This window comes from Enterococcus sp. LJL99 (genome assembly GCF_054871725.1).
In genome coordinates this window covers 209,072-227,345 of sequence record NZ_JBTXLT010000002.1, presented here as the reverse complement: position 1 = coordinate 227,345, position 18,274 = coordinate 209,072, and the positions used below count along the sequence as shown (strand labels likewise).

The following is an 18,274-nucleotide window of genomic DNA, read 5'->3' as shown; positions in this document are numbered from 1 at the left end:
TTAATGTTTAAAATGTCTCACATTCGCAAATACCATTGCAATGCCATATTTATCAGCCATATCAATAGATTCTTGATCCTTAATACTGCCGCCTGGTTGAACAATTGCTTTAATCCCATGTTTTGCTGCAACTTCTACACTATCACCCATCGGGAAAAAAGCATCACTAGCTAAAACAGCCCCTTCCACACGGTCTCCAGCTTGTTCCAACGCAATCTTAACAGATCCAACACGATTCATCTGACCTGCGCCAATTCCGATTGTTTGATGATTATTCGCTACAACGATAGCATTACTTTTAACATGTTTGACTGCTTTAAAGGCAAAATCAAGAGCGTCCATTTCGGCTTCAGTTGGTTGTCGTTTGGTGACAATTTTCCAATCATCTGATTGATCATTCGACAAATCCTGTTCTTGAACTAATAAACCACCTAAAACAGTGACCGCTTCATCTTTAGTTGCTTGATTTTTATTAGAAAAATCTAATGTCATCAACCGGAGATTTTTTTTACTTGCTAAAATCTCAAAAGCTTCCTCTGTAAAACTCGGCGCAATAATTATTTCTAAAAACAATTGATGCATCGCTTCAGCTGTCAGTTGATCTACTTCTCGATTTAAAACTACAATACCACCAAAAATAGAAACTGGATCCGCTTCATAAGCATACTGATACGCTTCAAAAATAGTTTCTCCAATACCAATTCCACAAGGATTCATATGTTTTACAACAACAGCTGTCGGTTGATCATATTCTCTAGAAATTCGAATCGCAGCATCTGCATCCCTAATATTGTTATACGAAAGTTCTTTCCCATGAAGCTGCTTCGCACTTGCAATAGAAAAGTCAGTGGCTAAACTATCTTGATAAAACAACGCTTTTTGATGATTGTTTTCTCCATAGCGCAATGTTTGTTTTAATTCATAAGATTCTGTCAAACTTTCAGGTGTTTCTTCCCCAACTAGCTCAGTCATATAATTAGCAATCAACGCATCATAAGCTGCCGTATGACGAAAAACTTTCGCTGCTAAACGCTGTCTAGTTGCAAATGTTGTTTCCCCATTCGCTTCTATTTCTGCTAAAACTATTTCGTAATCTTTAGGATCTACCACTACTGTCACAAATTGATGGTTCTTCGCTCCACTTCGCAACATACTTGGTCCACCGATATCAATATTTTCAATCGCTTCGGCTTCCGTCACATCGGGTTTAGAAATAGTCTCTTTAAATGGATATAAATTCACACAAACAAAATCAATTGCGGCAATTTCATAATCATTCATCGCTGTCATATGACTAGGTATATCACGTCTACCTAGTAATCCTCCATGAATTTTAGGATGTAAAGTTTTGACCCGTCCATCCATCATCTCAGGAAACTTGGTCACTTCATCAATAGAAAGCGTTGGAATACCAGCTTCATCTAAAACAATTTTCGTTCCCCCAGTTGAAATAATTTCAATTCCCTGCTCTACTAATCGTTTAGCAAAAGGAATAATTCCTGTTTTATCTGAAACACTAATCAATGCTCTTTTTTTCGCCATATACGTTTCTCCTTGTAATCAATTTTTCATCTATCTTAATTCAAAATGCGGGCAAGCGTTTTAGGATACAATTCATGCTCAACTTTATGAATTTTTACTTCTAACGATTCAAGTGTATCCGTTGGTTCAATCGGTATTTGTTCTTGTGCAATAATAGGACCCGTATCGACTCCGTTATCCACATAATGAATGGTTACACCCGTTTTGGAAACATTCGCTTCAAAAGCATCTTTAATTCCATGAAGTCCTGGAAATTGTGGCAATAAAGACGGGTGAATATTGATAATTCGCTTTTCATAGACTTCCAACAAGGTCGGCCCAATAATTCGCATATAGCCTGCCAGTATCACCCAATCAATGCGTTCTTCTTCTAATAAATGTAATAATTCGGCTTCATAATTAGCTTTCGAGCCAAAACATTTAGGGGAAAAAGTTACCATAGGAATATTTAATTTTTTTGCACGCTCAATGACATAAGCATCTTTTCGATCACAAAAAAGCAGCGCTAGTTCTGCTTTTATTTCACCACTTTGTATCCCTTTAGCAATCGCATCAAAATTACTACCATTGCCTGAAGCAAGCACTGCTATTCTCATTTTCTACACCTCTTTAAACACAATTGACTGATCTTGTTCGATTGTAACCTTACCAATAATGTATGATTCACCTTGTTTATTTAACATTTCCTGCACAGTAGCTACTTTTTCTGGCGCAACAGCTAAAACCATTCCAATACCCATGTTGAATATTTCAAACATTTCTACTTCTGGAATGGCACCATATTTTTGTAAACAATCAAAAATCGGCAAATTAGGCCAAGTTCCTAGTGAAATTTCAGCAGTTAATCCAGCTGGTAACATCCGTGGAATATTTTCTACAAAGCCTCCGCCAGTAATATGAGCCACACCATTTACTAAAGATTCTTTCACTAGTGGCAAAAGTTGTTTGATATAAATTTTCGTCGGTTTCAATAATTCTTCACCTAACGTTTCCCCATCTAATTCAGCTAATTTATCTGAACCTGAAAACTGATTCATTTCAAAAAAGATTTTCCGAACCAATGAATAGCCATTAGAATGAATGCCGCTAGATGGTAATCCAATCAAGACGTCTCCTGCTTGAATTTTCTCACCAGTGATTAAATGACTTTTTTCTGCAACTCCTACTGCAAAACCAGCCAAGTCATATTCCTCTTCACTATACATTCCCGGCATCTCAGCGGTCTCTCCGCCAATCAAAGCAGCGCCTGCTTCTGTACATCCTTGAGCAACGCCAGCGACAACTTTTTCTAAACGTGCAGGAACATTTTTACCTGTAGCAATATAATCCAAAAAATAAAGCGGCTCTGCTCCTTGAGCAATAATGTCGTTCACACACATTGCTACACAATCTATGCCAATTGTATCATGTTTTTCTTCTTGAATCGCTACTAATAATTTTGTTCCCACGCCATCTGTTCCAGAAACCAATACAGGTTCTTTAACATCAAGTAAACTTAAATCGAAACAACCTCCAAATCCACCAAGTGCTCCCATCGCACCGATGCGTTCCGTTTTTTTTACATGTTTTTTAATTCGCTCAACTACTTCATATCCAGCTTCGACATCTACGCCAGCTTTAGCATACGCATTTCCCATCACGATTCCTCCTGGTCAAACTTTTTTATTTGAGTGATTTTCTTTTAAAGAAGCTAAATATTTTGCTTCATAGTCATACAGCGGCGTTGGATAATCGCCATTAAAATAAGCCATACACAACCCTGTATAAGGTGCGTCGTATTTTAAGCCGATTGCATCAATCAATCCTTGTTCACTCAAGAAATTTAATGAATCTGCTGTGATTAATTGACCAATTTCTGCAACTGAATGATTTGCGGCAATCAATTCTTTTCTTGTTTGAATATCAATTCCATAAAAACAAGGAAATCGTAATGGCGGAGAAGCAATTCGAACATGTACTTCACTTGCGCCTGCATCTTTTAATAATTCAACAATCCGACGACTTGTTGTGCCACGAACAATCGAATCATCAACCATAATAACTCGTTTACCTTCTACCACGCCGCGAACAGCAGATAACTTCATACGAACACCTTGTTCTCTTAGTTCCTGAGTTGGTTGGATAAACGTTCGTGCAATATATTGATTTTTGACTAAGCCCATTTCATAAGGAATACCACTTTCCTCCGCATAACCACTCGCAGCAGAAAGCGAAGAATTCGGTACACCAACAACCATATCTGCTTCTACAGGTGCTTCTTGAGCCAGCCTTCGTCCCATATTTTTTCGAGCCGTATGGACATTGACTCCTGCAATATTAGAATCTGGTCGTGCAAAATAAATATATTCCATTGAACAAATCGCATATTGAGTGTCTTCGGTATATTTCTCTACTCGGTATCCTTCATCATTAATAATGATTACTTCTCCAGGTCCTACATCACGGATAAAAGTGGCACCAATCACTTCTAAGGCACAGGTTTCACTGGCTATAACAAAAGCACCATTTTTAGTTTGACCAATTGAAAGGGGACGAAATGCATTCGGATCCAATGCAGCCACCATCTCGGTTTCAGTCAACATCAAGTAGGCAAACCCACCTTTGACTGTTCTTAGCGATTCTTTTAGTTTTTCAACAAACGTTTCTTGCTTACTTTGACGAATCAAATGCATCAAAATTTCAGTATCTGAATTGGAATGGAAAATTGCTCCATTCTCCTCCAATTCTTTCCTTAAAGTTTTGGCATTTGTCAGGTTCCCATTATGAGCTAAACCAAACGAGCCATCATAAAATTTGAATAGAAAAGGTTGGATATTATCTACACTACCATTACCAGCAGTCGCATAACGAACATGACCAATCGCCGACTGTCCTTTTAATGCTTCCAAACAGCGATCATCTTGAAACACTTCTGACAGCAGACCTAAGCCACGATAGCCATTTAAAACGCCATCTTGATTTGAAACAATCCCAGCGCCTTCTTGTCCTCTATGCTGCAAGCTATGCAAGCCAAAATAAGTTACGCGAGCCGCATCAGGATGTCCCCAAATACCAAAAACACCACATTCTTCATTTAAACTTCTTACTTCATAAGACACGGAATCGCATCCTCCCATAAACTTTTCGCTACTGTCGTTTCAACTTGAAGCTGTTCATCTTGCGTTTGAATAGCCAGCTCACCTGTTTGGGTCACTTGACCAATTTTTCGACTTTTTTCTTGCATTAATGTTTCAAAATCAGCTTGATATTTTTTTTTCACTGATAGAACGAAACGAGATTGAGTTTCTGAAAACAATAAAGCTGTCGGTAAATCTATTGTCACTTCGATTCCTAATTCATTTTTGAAAGCTGATTCTGCTAAAGCAACTCCTAGGCCACCCTCCGCACAATCATGAGCGCTAGCTAAATACCCTTTTTTGATTGCTGCTAAAACTAATTGTTGATTTTCTTTTTCTGTTTCTAATGAGAAATTCATTAATTTTCCTGCAATTTTTCCTGTTTGCATTTTTTGCAGTTCACTTCCATTAAAATCAGCCTTTGTTTCGCCGACAACATAAATTAAATCGCCAGCTTTTTTAAAGTCTTGTGTCGTAATATGAGCTAAATCTTCAATCAAACCAACCATCCCAATCATCGGGGTTGGATAAATCGCTTGTCCATTTGTTTCATTATATAAAGAAACGTTCCCTGAAATAACAGGTGTATCTAAAGCACGACAAGCTGCTGCAATCCCATCAGCAGAAGTCCATAATTCCCAAAAACCTTCTGGCTTATCCGGCGAACCATAGTTCAAACAATCTGTGATTGCCAAAGGAGTTCCTCCACTAGCAACAATGTTTCTAGCCGCTTCAGAAACAGCGATTTGTCCACCAATTTCTGGATTTAAATATAAGTAACGCGCATTACAGTCGGTAGTCATTGCTAAGGCTTTATTCGTGCCCCTTACTCTTAAAACAGCCGCATCACTTCCAGGTAATACAATTGTATTCGTCCTCACCTGAGAATCATAGGTTTGATAAATCATTTTTTTCGAAGCAATCGTTGATTGTTGCAGTAAATCAAGCAATACTTTTTTCCCATCGGTAATTTCCGGTTCAAAGTCTGGTAAATCAGCAAATTCTTTTATTCTTTTTGGTTCACATTTTTCTTTTTGATAGACAGGCGCATCTTCAGCCAAAGCATCAACCGGCAAATTAGCAACTTCTTTTCCATGATGATTCAAGCGATACAGTCCATCATCAGTTACTTTCCCAATCGTTACTGCTTCAAGATCATATTTTTTAAACAATTCGACAACGGTTGCTTCGTGCCCTTTTTCGACACAAATCAGCATCCGTTCTTGCGATTCTGAAAGCATCATTTCATAAGGCGTCATATTTGTTTCTCGTTGCGGCACATCGTCTAAATCTAAAATCAAACCAGAACCAGCTTTCGAAGCCATTTCAGCACTAGAAGAAACTAGCCCAGCTGCTCCCATATCTTGGATTCCAACTAAAATATCAGCATGCTCTAAGATTAATTCTAAACAAGCTTCTAGTAGCAGTTTTTCCATAAAAGGATCTCCAACCTGAACCGCTGAACGTTGCTGTTCTTCTCCTTCAACAAATTCTTCTGAAGCAAATGTCGCTCCATGAATGCCGTCACGTCCTGTTTTCGCGCCGACATACATGATTGCATTTCCGACTCCCTTAGCCTGACCTTTTTGAATATCCTTATGATCAATTAACCCAACGCACATCGCATTTACTAATGGGTTCCCTTCATAACAAGCATCAAAAGCAACTTCTCCGCCAACTGTAGGGATCCCGATACAATTACCATACCCGCTTATTCCAGCAACAACTTCTTCTAACAAGTATTTCGTGCGGTCATTATCTAGTTCACCAAAACGCAAGGAATCTAAAATTGCGATTGGTCTAGCTCCCATACTAAAAATATCTCTAATAATTCCACCAACGCCTGTCGCTGCCCCTTCATAAGGTTCAACCGCAGAGGGATGATTGTGACTTTCAGCCTTAAAAACAACCGCTTGTCCGTCACCGATATCTACAATCCCAGCCCCTTCACCTGGACCTTGTAAAACTTGCGGACCATCAATTGGAAATTTTTTCAAAACAGGTTTTGAATTTTTATAGGAACAATGTTCACTCCACATAACTGAAAACAAACCAGTTTCGGTATAGTTAGGCATACGACCTAAGATTTCTTCTTCAATCAGGCGATATTCTTCATCAGTCAATCCCCATTGAGCGTAAATTTGTTGCTCCTTGATTTCTTTTGGTGTTGGTTCATAAGCTGTCATCATGCGTTTACCCGTCCCTTTTCATAATTTTTAACGATTGATTGAAAGAATCTAAGACCATCGGCAGAACCCAACAACGCTTCAACCGCTCGTTCAGGATGAGGCATCATACCAAGAACATTTCCCTTTTCATTTATAATTCCTGCAATATCTTCCACGCTACCGTTCGGATTATCATTCTCATAAGTAAAGACAATTTGATTGTTTTCTTTGAGTTTGTTTAACGTTTCTTGATCACAGTAATAATTGCCTTCTCCATGCGCAATTGGAATTTGAATCACTTCATCTTTTTCATAATCTGAAGTAAACATTGTTTGATTGTTCACAACTTTTAGTGGCGCTGTTTTACAAACAAAATGTAAAGACTCGTTGCGAATCAATGCTCCAGGTAATAAACCAGCTTCTGTTAAGACTTGAAATCCATTGCAAGTACCAAAAACAGGCTTGCCTTCTTCAGCAAACCGAATAATTTCATCAATAATTGTTGAAAAACGCGCAATCGCTCCGCAACGCAAATAATCTCCATATGAAAAACCACCAGGTAATAATACACCATCAAACCCTACTAAACTCGTTGCATCATGGCGAACATACTCAGCCTCTGCTCCTAAAATATCTTTCACAGCCCAAAGCATATCCATATCACAATTAGACCCAGGAAAAACAATTACCGCAAATTTCATTTTAAGCTTCCTCCAAAATTTCATAACGATACGTTTCCATATTGACATTCGCTAACAACTTATCACAAATTTCTTCAATCGTTACTTCAATTGGTTTATCCGCTTTTTTAGCCTTAATTTCAAAGTATTTTCCAATTCGAATTTCTTCGATTTCATTAAAACCCATCCGATGAACAGCTCCTTTAACCGCTTCTCCTTGAGGATCTAATACAGAATCTTTATAAGTAACATAAACTTTTACAGTATACATAATCAATTAACGCTCCCTTTTTATTTAAACTTATTTTCTAAACGAGTCAAAACTTCTTGATAAACTGGAATAATTTCACCTAAATTTCTTCTATAAACATCTTTATCTAAATGTTCATTCGTTTCTTCATCCCATAAGCGACAAGTATCTGGCGTAATTTCATCTGCTAATAAAATCGTTCCATCTTCACGTTTTCCAAACTCAATCTTAAAATCAATCAAACGGATACCGATTTCTTTAAACAACTTAATCAATTGCCGATTGATTTGATGAGCGGCTTCTTTAATTTCGTGGATTTCTGAATCAGTGGCGATTTTCAAAAAGCGAATATGATCTTCATTGATAAAAGGATCGTCCAACGAATCTTCCTTAAAATAAAATTCTAGAATCGGAAAAGTTAATTTCACCCCTTCGTCAACAGCCAAACGCTTTGAAAAACTACCTGCGGCGTAATTTCGAATAACAACCTCTAAAGGTAAAATAGTTAACTTTTCAATCAATTGTTCGTTTTTAGATAGTAATCGTATAAAATGATTTTCAACCCCATTTCGCTTCAACTCATTAAAAATCAACGAAGTAATTTGATTATTCATAATTGATTTTCCAACAACAACATCTTTTCTAACACCATTCAACGCTGTAGCTTGGTCTAAATATTCTACCCAAACAACTGATGAATCCTCAGTTTTAAACAATTTCTTTGCTTTTCCTTCATAAATAAGATCTTTTTTTTCCATAAACCGCCAACGCCTCTTTCCGTTTTTTGTGTCGTTAAAAGCATCTCTGACTATTATGTATCTTTCACTTACAGTGTAACAAGCTCACATTATTACGTCAACGATTAAATTAACAATAAACATAATTACGCGATTATTGTTCGTGTTTCAAATAGTCAGGGATATAAATATTAAGAATAAATAAAATTGAAAGCATTTACAAAATAAAATAATGGTGGTATGCTCAAATTAAATCAAAATGTGGTAAAATAAGAATATGTTTTAAGAGCGGGTTGCATTTTTAGGAGGGAACAGTTACATGACGAACGATTATGATAGTATAGCTGAACATTTTTTATCAGGATTAACTATAAACGATAAAACAACTTTGTATAACCAACTTTTAGCTTTGGAAGAAGTACATAGAATTAACCAAAATAGCAGTTATTATACATTCAGAAACTTGAAGCGTGCTGTTCATAGAAACTCTGAAAGAAGAAAGCGAACAATTACTTACAAAACAAAAACAAATGAAGAATTAAAAATCCATCAACTACATGAGCAACACTTTTTCAAAAATTGTTACAAAATCGAAGTTTATTTGAACCAACAAAAATACAATTTCGAATTGATTAATAGTTTATTACATCATTTAAAAGAACCTGTTTATTCCACAACGATGGTTTATCAAGAAATTACTGTGTAAACAAATAAAAATCAGAATTAAATCAACCAAAAGCTGATTTAATTCTGATTTTTATTTAGTTTAGGCATCTAATCCTACTCGTGCAAAAATAAGGTCTACATTTTTCAAATGATAATTATAATCAAATGCATCATTCAATTCCTCATTAGATAAAACAGACGTGATTGCCTCATCTGCTTCTAATAACGGTCTAAATTGTGTTTGATGATCCCAAGCATAAGCCGTTTTAGGTTGGACTAAATCATATGCTTCTTCTCTTGTCATCCCATGATCAATCAATTTCAATAAAACTCGTTGACTATAAATCAAGCCAAATGTTGCATCCATATTTCTTTTCATATTATCTGGGAATACAGTTAAATTCTTAACAATCGTTGAAAAACGATTCAGCATATAATCCAATAGAATCGTTGTATCTGGAATAATAATTCGTTCTGCTGAAGAATGAGAAATGTCTCTTTCATGCCATAGAGAAACATTTTCATAGGCCGTTACCATGTGACCACGAATCACTCGGGCCAAACCAGACATGTTTTCAGAACCAATTGGATTTCTCTTATGCGGCATAGCAGAAGACCCTTTTTGCCCTTTAGCAAAAAATTCTTCCACTTCTCTCGTTTCAGATTTTTGTAACCCTCTGATTTCAGTTGCAAATTTTTCAATACTTGTTGCAATCAAAGCCATAGAAGCAATGTATTCAGCATGTAGGTCGCGTGGCAATACTTGAGTTGAAATTTCTTGCGCTCGAATCCCTAAATGATCACATACATATTCTTCTACAAAAATTGGAATGTTAGCAAAAGTACCCACGGCTCCACTGATTTTTCCAGCTTCAACCCCTTTAGCCGCATGATCAAAACGTTCAATATTGCGTTTCATTTCTGAATACCAAAGAGCTAATTTCAATCCAAAAGTTGTTGGTTCTGCATGAACACCATGCGTACGTCCCATCATTACCGTATGCTTGTATTCTTTAGCTTTTTCGCCAATAACACTTAAAAAATTCGTTAAATCTTCTCGTAACAAATCATTCGCTTGTTTCAAAAGATAACCATAGGCAGTATCAACCACGTCGGTACTGGTCAGACCATAATGAACCCATTTACTTTCTTCGCCAAGAGATTCAGAAACCGCACGAGTGAATGCAACTACATCATGACGTGTTTGCTCTTCGATTTCAAGGATGCGAGCCACATCAAATGAAGCATTTTTTCTAATTTTCGCTACATCTTCTTTTGGGATTTCTCCCAGTTCCACCCATGCTTCATCAGCCAAAATTTCCACTTCCAGCCAAGCATTATAACGATTTTCATCTGTCCAAATTTTACCCATCTCTGGTCTAGTATAGCGATCAATCATTTATTTATTCCTCTTTCTAATCCCAAATTTGTGTTTGATAAACATCTTCTAGCGTTTCATAAATATCATCTGTCAAAATAGTGATATGACCCATTTTACGTCCAGGAACTGCTTGCGCTTTTCCATAATAATGGAAATGCCAGTAAGGTTTCTTCTCAATAAAATCCATCGTGTCATAGATTTGGTCGCCCATAACATTAACCATAACCGCTTTAGATAAAAGTGAAACTCGAGGTAATGGCCAACCACAAATTCCCCTGATGTGCGCATCAAATTGACTGATTGAACAAGCCTCAATCGTATAATGCCCAGAATTATGAGGTCTTGGCGCTAATTCATTCACATAGATACTGCCGTTGTCTGTTAAAAACATTTCGACCGCGAGTGTTCCTGCTAAATTAACTTCTCTTGCAATCACTTTAGCAATACGCTGAGCTTCTATCAAAACTTCTTCATCTATTCTAGCTGGAGCAATCGTTTCATGTAAAATATTTTTTCTATGCACATTCTCAACAACTGGAAAAACAGTAATATCTTCTTTGCCGTTTCCAGCAACTAGTACAGAAATTTCTTTTGCATAAGGAATAAATGCTTCCAAAACACATGTCCCTTGACGTAATAAATTCATTGAAGGAGCCAAGTCAGATGGACTATATAATACAAATTGACCTTTACCGTCATAGCCTCCTCTAGTGGTTTTCAAGACACATGGATAACCGATACTATCAATTTCTTCTTGTATATCAGTCGGACTCACAATTGTTGCATAAGGAGCAATCACAATATTATTATCTTCTAAAAATGTTTTTTCCATCAATCGATCTTGCGTAATAGCTAACAAATCAGTTCCTTGAGGAATTTCAACAAAATCTTGAATATGTATTAACGCATCAACATCGACATTTTCAAATTCATACGTGAGGACTTCAACACGTTGTGCCAATTCCTCTAAAGCGTCCAAATCATTGTATTCAGCAATTAAATGCCAATCAGCAACTTGTGCTGCTGGACAATCTACTGTAGGGTCTAAAACACCTACTCGAAAACCCATTTCTTTTGCACTAAGGGCCATCATTCTACCTAATTGACCGCCACCGACGATTCCAATCATTTGACCTGGCAAAATTGGTTTATCCAAGTTCATCACTACTTTCCATTACTGTTTTTTCAAGAGATTTCCGACGGTCGTCTAAATTCCCTGCTAATTCTACATCATACATGGAAAGCATCTGAACTGCAAGTATCCCAGCGTTTATTGCACCTGCTTTTCCGATAGCTGTCGTTGCAACCGGAACTCCACCAGGCATTTGTACTATTGATAACAATGAATCCAAGCCATTTAGGGCTTTTGACTGAATAGGTACTCCAATAACTGGTAAAGTCGTCTTAGCAGCGACCATCCCTGGCAAATGAGCTGCTCCGCCAGCACCCGCAATAATCACTTTAACTCCTCTTTCTCGTGCTTTTTCAGCAAAAGAAAACATATAGTCTGGTGTTCGATGAGCAGAAATAACTTTTTTCTCATACGAAACCCCGAATGCTTCCAATTCCGAACAGGCATGTGCCATTGTTTCCCAATCTGAAGTACTTCCCATAATCACTGATACTAAAACAGACAATAAATCCGCCTCCTCTATTTATTACCTTAATTTTATCAATAGAGATTCAGAGTGTCAAAGGAAAAATCGAATGTTATAAAAATAAACAAAGAAATCGTTCGTGTTTAAACAAGATAATAGTTGTTTTCTTATTGATTTTTCACCACTTATTTCCTATTATATATTTATAATCTTTGCATTAGACAATAAAATCTACATAAACACAAATTCCGAAATGAGCCAAAAATTCTGTTTTTTATCTTATTTGGCAGAAAAACGGGCGAGTCAAAAGTAAAAAAACATTTATTTCATCTCCTAAAACCGAGCAAACGCCGAGAGCAGAAGCAACGCTTATTTCTTGGCGTTAAACACCGCAGTTCCCCACTTTCATTAATAGAATTTATTTATTTTTCCTAACCACTATTTTTTTGAACCTGATTCAATTAAGTTTGGATCACGTCTCCATATGTCATTAGCTATTATTTCGTTTCTAGTTTAATAATTTTATTTCTTCAGCTTTGCTAAGAACTCGCTTGTAAAAATCTACTTAGTTTGTTCTTTGATTTTTCATCCCATTAAACACTACATTTAATATAATAGCGGTCAAACTACTCATAACAATCCCATTTCCAGTAAACATTCTAACCGTTTCTGGAAACTGATTAAATAGTTCAGGGAAACTATTGAATCCTAAACCAAAACCAATAGAAATAGCAATAATCAGCAAATTTTTATCGTTATCAAAATCAACTTTTGACAACATCTTCATGCCCTGCACAGCTACCATACCAAACATTACTAGCATACCGCCCCCCAAAACAGGTTCAGGAATAATTTGAGCAACTGCGCCAACTTTAGGTAACAAACCTAAAGCAATCAAGAAAAATGCAGAAAAATAAATAGGTCTGCGTGTTTTGATTCCTGAAAGTTGAACTAAACCAACATTTTGAGAAAAACCAGTATATGGAAATGTATTAAATATCCCACCCAGAATAACAGCTAATCCTTCAGCTCGATAGCCTTTTTCTAGTTCTTTTTTACCGATTTTTTTTCCAACAATATCACCTAAAGCAAAATAAACGCCCGTCGATTCAACCATACTTACAATCGAAATAATGATCATCAACACTATTGAAGAAACATCGAAGGTGGGTTTACCAAAGTAAAACGGTTGTGGAAAATGGAACAAAGTAGCTTCGGCAACGGGATTTAAGTCTACTTGACCCATTAAAGCTGCCAACAGAGTACCACCGACCAAACCAATCAAAACTGCAATCGATTTTATAAATCCTTTTCCCCATACTTGAACAACAATAATCAATAAAATAGTAATAAATGCTAACAATAATTGAATCGGATCACCAAAGCTTTTATCCAATAGATTTCCACCACCCATTTTTTGAACAGCTACAGGGATCAAGGTCAATCCAATAACTGTAATGACAGTTCCAGTAACTAAAGGCGGGAATAATTTTTCTACTTTTGAAAAAACATTTGCAATCAACACAATAAAAATACCAGAAGCAATAATCGAGCCGTAAATTGCCCCAATCCCTTTATCGTTACCAATCATAATCAGTGGCGCTACAGCTTGGATGGCACATCCTAATACAACGGGTAAACCAATTCCACAAAATCGATTTACTGTCAATTGTAATAATGTTGCAATTCCACACATAAAAATATCGATAGAAATCAAGTAAGTCATTTGCTCTGAATTAAACCCTAGTCCAGTCCCAATCAAAAGTGGAACAGCAACTGCACCTGCATACATTGCCAAGAGATGTTGTAAACCTAGTACAGCGGCTTTACCGTTCTCTTTTTTTTCGATATCACTCTCTGGCTTTACACTATTTTTCCCCATCAGTTTAGGCATCTCCTTCAAGAAATTCAATTTGGCCATTTTTTAACGAACTGATTCGAGCCAAAGAGACAACGCGCATGCCCATTTCTTCTAACAATTGTCTACCATCTTGAAATGATTTTTCAATTACGATACCAATGCCATCTACTTCTGCTCCAGCTTGAATACATAGTTCAACCAAACCTTTTGCTGCTTGTCCGTTTGCTAAAAAGTCATCAATAATTAATACTTTATCTTTTTTAGTAAGAAACTTTTTTGAAATAGAGACCTGACTAGTAACTTGTTTCGTAAAAGAATAAACAGAAGCAGTCACCAATTCTTCATTCATCGTCAAACTTTTAGATTTGCGAGCAAATATCATTGGAACTTTCAATTTTTGAGCAGCAAACAAAGCCGGTGCAATTCCAGACGCTTCAATCGTTACTACTTTTGTAATTCCAGCATCTGAAAATACTTCGGCAAATGTAAACCCAATTGCAGCCATCAAATCAGGATCTACTTGATGGGTGATTAAACTATCAACTTTTAAAACACCTTCCCCTAATACTTGTCCATCACTTTTAATTCTGTTAACTAACTCTTTCATCTAATTACTCCTCTTCTAGTTGCATTTCTTCCTTAAAAAACAAAAAAAGACCCTTTTTACGTAAGCAAAAAAGGGTCGTACTCTTTTTCACTTATAGACCAACATTTACGGTGTTGGGTAGAGACGGTCATCCATATTATGACCATATATAAGTTTATCTTTTTATTTATACAATAGTATAAAACTATTTAAATATCAATTGAATAAAAAAATATTCTAAAATTATAGTGTACTGAGGGACAAACTATTAAACTATAGCATTAATGTGGTTTTTCTTGATCACGATATTTAGTCATTTTTTTACTAAACAATTCTCCATTTGTTGGCGGAGTATAGGTTATAGCGTTTGCACCTGCATCAATCGTTTCTTTGATTGATTCATCTGTTGGTCCACCTGTAGCGATAATTGGTAATTTCGGATATTTTTTTCGGAAATGGGCTACTGTTTTGGCCGTATCTTTCCCCGCGCTAATATTAATCATGGTAACACCTGCCGCTAGTTTTTCTTCCAAAGGTGTATACACTGACGTTACCGTACTAACAACTGGAATATCTACTGCTTCACAAACCATCTCAATCGTTTCAACAGGAGTAGGACCATTTAAAACAACACCTATTGATCCTTGGGCTTCAGCAAATAGACTCATATATGCTGAACGCATGCCTTGAGTTAATCCGCCACCTACTCCAGAAAAAACTGGAATATCAGCCGCTTCAATGATACTTTTAGTAATTGCAGGATGAGGTGTAAAAGGATATACTGCTATGACTGCATTCGCATCCGTATTTCGAATAATTGCAATATCTGTAGTAAAAATAATTGAGCGAATTTTTTTCCCGAAAATTCGAATACCACTTGCTTGACTAATAATTCTCGGTACACGTACCAAGTCTTGTCTTAAATCTGTTTCAATTTCAGGAACCCATTTTTCTGTCATAGTTAGTAACATCCTCTCGACTAATTTTATTATTTATCGTATTGATCTAAATTGTAGGTTTCAATCACATTGATGACTTTTTCCGCATAGGTAGGATCTGTCGCATACCCTGCATCTTGCAACGCTTGAGCTGCCTCAGAGTATTCTGCAGCTAAGAGCACTGATTCATAGAGTCGCGGATTCCAAGTCACACCATTGACAAATAATCTTGTATGGTCATCCATCGATTCTTCCCATGTATCATAAATTTTAAAATCTCCCTGGATTGTTACCCAAACTTCATTGATATATTCTTTCGTTTCTAAATTGATTTTCTTCTGATCACCATATGCCTTGATTCCAAATAAATTATTATATTGTGAAGCAAGCGTACTTTGTCCCCAGTTTGATTCTAAAATTGCTTGCCCAATAATAATACTTGGTAAGACACCATAAGAACTTTGAAGTTCTTTCGCATGCGGAACAAGTCGATTGATAAATTCTTTTTGAGTTAACTGCTCTTGATTTTCACTGCTTTTAGTAACTTTTTTGGGCTCCACGTTATCGGATAATACAATGATTGACAAAATAAACACTGCACCAACAATCAGCATACCTGCAAGTATCGCTGGTAACATCGCATTTTTCTTTTTTTTCTTATAATACTTTTTTGTCATAGATTCCCTACTTTATTTGTTTTTTCATATGTATCGTTCTTCCATAATTGAAGCTATTTTAATACATTTTTTTATATAAACTAATCCTAATCAATCAGCAGTTGATTCAGTTGTTGATTGACTTGTTAGAGTCGAACTTGTGCTGCTAGTTGATTCAATTGATACTGAACTACTTTCACTTGTCATTGTCGTTGTTGTACTCGTTTGATTTTTATCATTAGAGTTGGTTTTTCCAAATAAAACGAAAATCACTGCACCAATCACTATGATAACTGACAAAATTCCTAAAATTTGTTTCATAAACTACTCCTATGATCACTTATTCACCAACATACGTTTCTGTAAGATTCTCATTGACCCAATCTAGCAATTCCATTTTTGACCCTTCTAATTGTGGTTGTAATACAGAGGGTAATCTAAAGGTTACAATATCATCAAAACCCCATTCGCCATATGCAACCATTACTTTAAGATGAAGAGAAAGTTGTTCTCTACTCTCATCTTTGTTTTCTTTAATTAATTCGACCACACCAGCTGATGTTTGAAGCCATTTTTTAGCAATCAATGTTTTCAACCGTTTATAATCCGATACAGCAATATTTCTTTTTTCTGGAAATAAAATTGTTTGCCGTAATATTTTTTGTGTTAGCATCCATTCGTAATCCGTGAAAAGATTTTTAATTTTTTGCATTTCTTCTCCACTAAGATTTACGTGTCCATTTTTCCAATCAAACCATTTTTCCTCAGACAACTGTAAATATTCCTCATAAAACGTTCTTTCCGATTCAAATTGCTCAATAATAGCGTCAATAATAATATCTATATATACTTGATGCATCATAAATCGCCTCCTTTATTCATTTTACTTAAAATAAGCAAAAAAAGCATCCTTTTTAGTCTCTAATTGAATTTTTTTTAATAAACTACTGCTTTTTTTCTTTTTATCAATTTTTTTTATGATCAAAATAGTCCTCTCAACTTGGGAAGTCATGTATAATAAAGATATATCTACTTGCTAGGAGGAATACATTTGAATAATTATCAATGGGGAATTATTGGTCTTGGAGATATCGCAAACCAATTCGTTGAAAGTTTCCATCAAGAAAATAGTTCTATCGCAGCTGTCGCATCTCGAACACTGGAAAAAGCTGAAGCATTTGCTGAACGGTATAAAATTCCCAAAGCTTACGGCTCGTATGATGATTTATTAGCCGACGAACAGATAGATATCATGTACATTTCAGTGCCAAATAAACAGCATTTTTCACATATTAGTAAAGCACTAGAAGCAGGTAAACACGTCCTTTGTGAAAAAGCAATCACTATGAATCATTTTGAACTTAAACAAGTAATGGCTTTAGCCCAAGAAAAAGACCTAGTTCTTGCCGAAGCCATGACAATTTTTAATATGCCTTTATATAAATCCTTGCGTCACCAAATAGATACTGGTAAATTTGGCAAACTAAAAATGATTCAAGCCCCTTTTGGCAGTTATAAAGAACCCGATCCTAAAAATCGTTTTTTCAATCCTGATTTAGCAGGTGGAGCGTTGCTTGACATCGGTACCTATGCTGTTTCATTTGCTCGTTGGTTCCTTAATGCACAGCCTCATGTTGTTGCTTCAACTATGACTCCTTTTTCAACAGGAGTTGATGAACAATCAGCAACCATTTTACAAAATACCTTAAATGAAATGGCGACTATCACACTGACTTTCCAAGCGAAAATGCCTAAAAAAGGTATTGTAGCGTTTGAAGATGCTTATATCACGATTGATGATTATCCTAGAGCTGATCGTGCTGACGTTTTCTACAATGACGGAACAACAGAAACCATTATTGCTGGTAGTGAGTCTCAGGCGCTAAACTATGAAGTCACCAATATGATTGAGATTATTGAGAAAAAGCAAGCCAATACTTCACTTTATTTAACCAATGATGTAATTAAGTTGTTAGATGAGATGCAAAAGGCTTGGCATTCAAGTAATTAAAATAACTAATAAAAGCGGAAATAATTCGACGAACACATCGGTTATTATTTCCGCTTTTTTTTGTGAATTAGAGCTATGATTCGG

General features: G+C 36.1%; 19 protein-coding genes and 1 riboswitch. Of the genes, 2 read left to right on the top strand and 17 right to left on the bottom strand.

Annotated features, from left to right (window positions below):
• Genes purH through purC form a run of 8 tightly spaced genes read right to left on the bottom strand, consistent with a single transcriptional unit; the run spans position 1 to position 8,514 of the window.
• Positions 1–1,542 (bottom strand): bifunctional phosphoribosylaminoimidazolecarboxamide formyltransferase/IMP cyclohydrolase, encoded by a 1,542-nt coding sequence (gene purH / locus ACYSNW_RS04200; RefSeq protein WP_461743200.1) that lies wholly within the window; start codon positions 1,540–1,542, stop codon positions 1–3.
• Between the two features lie 35 nt (positions 1,543–1,577).
• On the bottom strand, positions 1,578–2,138 hold the full coding sequence (gene purN, locus ACYSNW_RS04195) for a phosphoribosylglycinamide formyltransferase (RefSeq protein WP_461743199.1): 561 nt from the start codon (positions 2,136–2,138) through the stop codon (positions 1,578–1,580).
• A 3-nt stretch (positions 2,139–2,141) separates the two neighbouring features.
• The gene (purM, locus tag ACYSNW_RS04190; RefSeq protein WP_461743198.1) at positions 2,142–3,179 is read right to left on the bottom strand and encodes a phosphoribosylformylglycinamidine cyclo-ligase; all 1,038 of its coding nucleotides are present in this window, start codon (positions 3,177–3,179) and stop codon (positions 2,142–2,144) included.
• Positions 3,180–3,194: 15 nt separating this feature from the next.
• Complete coding sequence (gene purF / locus ACYSNW_RS04185; protein ID WP_461743197.1) at positions 3,195–4,640, bottom strand: amidophosphoribosyltransferase; 1,446 nt, start codon at positions 4,638–4,640, stop codon at positions 3,195–3,197.
• Positions 4,625–6,847, bottom strand: coding sequence for a phosphoribosylformylglycinamidine synthase subunit PurL (purL, locus tag ACYSNW_RS04180; protein WP_461743196.1), 2,223 nt, complete (start codon positions 6,845–6,847; stop codon positions 4,625–4,627). The genes purF and purL overlap by 16 nt, the downstream gene beginning before the upstream one ends.
• Positions 6,844–7,527: a phosphoribosylformylglycinamidine synthase subunit PurQ gene (purQ, locus tag ACYSNW_RS04175; RefSeq protein WP_461743195.1), complete on the bottom strand. Its 684-nt coding sequence runs from the start codon at positions 7,525–7,527 to the stop codon at positions 6,844–6,846. The genes purL and purQ overlap by 4 nt, the downstream gene beginning before the upstream one ends.
• A gap of 1 nt (position 7,528) precedes the next feature.
• Positions 7,529–7,777 (bottom strand): phosphoribosylformylglycinamidine synthase subunit PurS, encoded by a 249-nt coding sequence (purS, locus tag ACYSNW_RS04170; RefSeq protein ID WP_461743194.1) that lies wholly within the window; start codon positions 7,775–7,777, stop codon positions 7,529–7,531.
• Positions 7,778–7,797: 20 nt separating this feature from the next.
• Positions 7,798–8,514 carry a phosphoribosylaminoimidazolesuccinocarboxamide synthase gene (purC, locus tag ACYSNW_RS04165; RefSeq protein WP_461743193.1) on the bottom strand — a complete coding sequence of 239 codons (717 nt, stop codon included), beginning with the start codon at positions 8,512–8,514 and terminating at the stop codon, positions 7,798–7,800.
• A gap of 298 nt (positions 8,515–8,812) precedes the next feature.
• On the opposite strand from purC, the gene ACYSNW_RS04160 reads away from it, so the two are divergent.
• Positions 8,813–9,199 (top strand): hypothetical protein, encoded by a 387-nt coding sequence (locus ACYSNW_RS04160; RefSeq protein WP_461743192.1) that lies wholly within the window; start codon positions 8,813–8,815, stop codon positions 9,197–9,199.
• Positions 9,200–9,259: 60 nt separating this feature from the next.
• Here ACYSNW_RS04160 and purB read toward each other — a convergent pair whose 3' ends face one another.
• The 9 genes from purB to ACYSNW_RS04115 form a co-directional block, all read right to left on the bottom strand.
• Complete coding sequence (gene purB / locus ACYSNW_RS04155; protein WP_461743191.1) at positions 9,260–10,558, bottom strand: adenylosuccinate lyase; 1,299 nt, start codon at positions 10,556–10,558, stop codon at positions 9,260–9,262.
• A gap of 16 nt (positions 10,559–10,574) precedes the next feature.
• A complete protein-coding gene (gene purK / locus ACYSNW_RS04150) occupies positions 10,575–11,705 on the bottom strand; it encodes a 5-(carboxyamino)imidazole ribonucleotide synthase (RefSeq protein ID WP_461743190.1) in 1,131 nt (376 codons plus the stop codon).
• Positions 11,689–12,153, bottom strand: a complete 465-nt coding sequence (gene purE, locus ACYSNW_RS04145) for a 5-(carboxyamino)imidazole ribonucleotide mutase (protein WP_461743439.1) — start codon at positions 12,151–12,153, stop codon at positions 11,689–11,691. The genes purK and purE overlap by 17 nt, the downstream gene beginning before the upstream one ends.
• Positions 12,154–12,703: 550 nt before the next feature.
• Positions 12,704–14,020, bottom strand: a complete 1,317-nt coding sequence (locus ACYSNW_RS04140) for a nucleobase:cation symporter-2 family protein (RefSeq protein ID WP_461743189.1) — start codon at positions 14,018–14,020, stop codon at positions 12,704–12,706.
• Between the two features lie 4 nt (positions 14,021–14,024).
• Complete coding sequence (locus ACYSNW_RS04135; protein WP_461743188.1) at positions 14,025–14,606, bottom strand: xanthine phosphoribosyltransferase; 582 nt, start codon at positions 14,604–14,606, stop codon at positions 14,025–14,027.
• A gap of 74 nt (positions 14,607–14,680) precedes the next feature.
• A riboswitch (purine riboswitch) is annotated at positions 14,681–14,778 on the bottom strand.
• A gap of 88 nt (positions 14,779–14,866) precedes the next feature.
• Entirely contained in the window at positions 14,867–15,544 is a 678-nt protein-coding gene (locus tag ACYSNW_RS04130; RefSeq protein ID WP_461743187.1) for a beta/alpha barrel domain-containing protein, read from the bottom strand.
• A 29-nt stretch (positions 15,545–15,573) separates the two neighbouring features.
• Entirely contained in the window at positions 15,574–16,200 is a 627-nt protein-coding gene (locus ACYSNW_RS04125) for a glycoside hydrolase family 73 protein (protein WP_461743186.1), read from the bottom strand.
• A gap of 90 nt (positions 16,201–16,290) precedes the next feature.
• On the bottom strand, positions 16,291–16,500 hold the full coding sequence (locus tag ACYSNW_RS04120) for a hypothetical protein (RefSeq protein ID WP_461743185.1): 210 nt from the start codon (positions 16,498–16,500) through the stop codon (positions 16,291–16,293).
• Positions 16,501–16,519: 19 nt separating this feature from the next.
• Positions 16,520–17,038, bottom strand: a complete 519-nt coding sequence (locus tag ACYSNW_RS04115) for a hypothetical protein (RefSeq protein ID WP_461743438.1) — start codon at positions 17,036–17,038, stop codon at positions 16,520–16,522.
• A 192-nt stretch (positions 17,039–17,230) separates the two neighbouring features.
• On the opposite strand from ACYSNW_RS04115, the gene ACYSNW_RS04110 reads away from it, so the two are divergent.
• Positions 17,231–18,190, top strand: coding sequence for a Gfo/Idh/MocA family protein (locus ACYSNW_RS04110; RefSeq protein WP_461743184.1), 960 nt, complete (start codon positions 17,231–17,233; stop codon positions 18,188–18,190).
• Positions 18,191–18,274 lie beyond the last annotated feature (84 nt).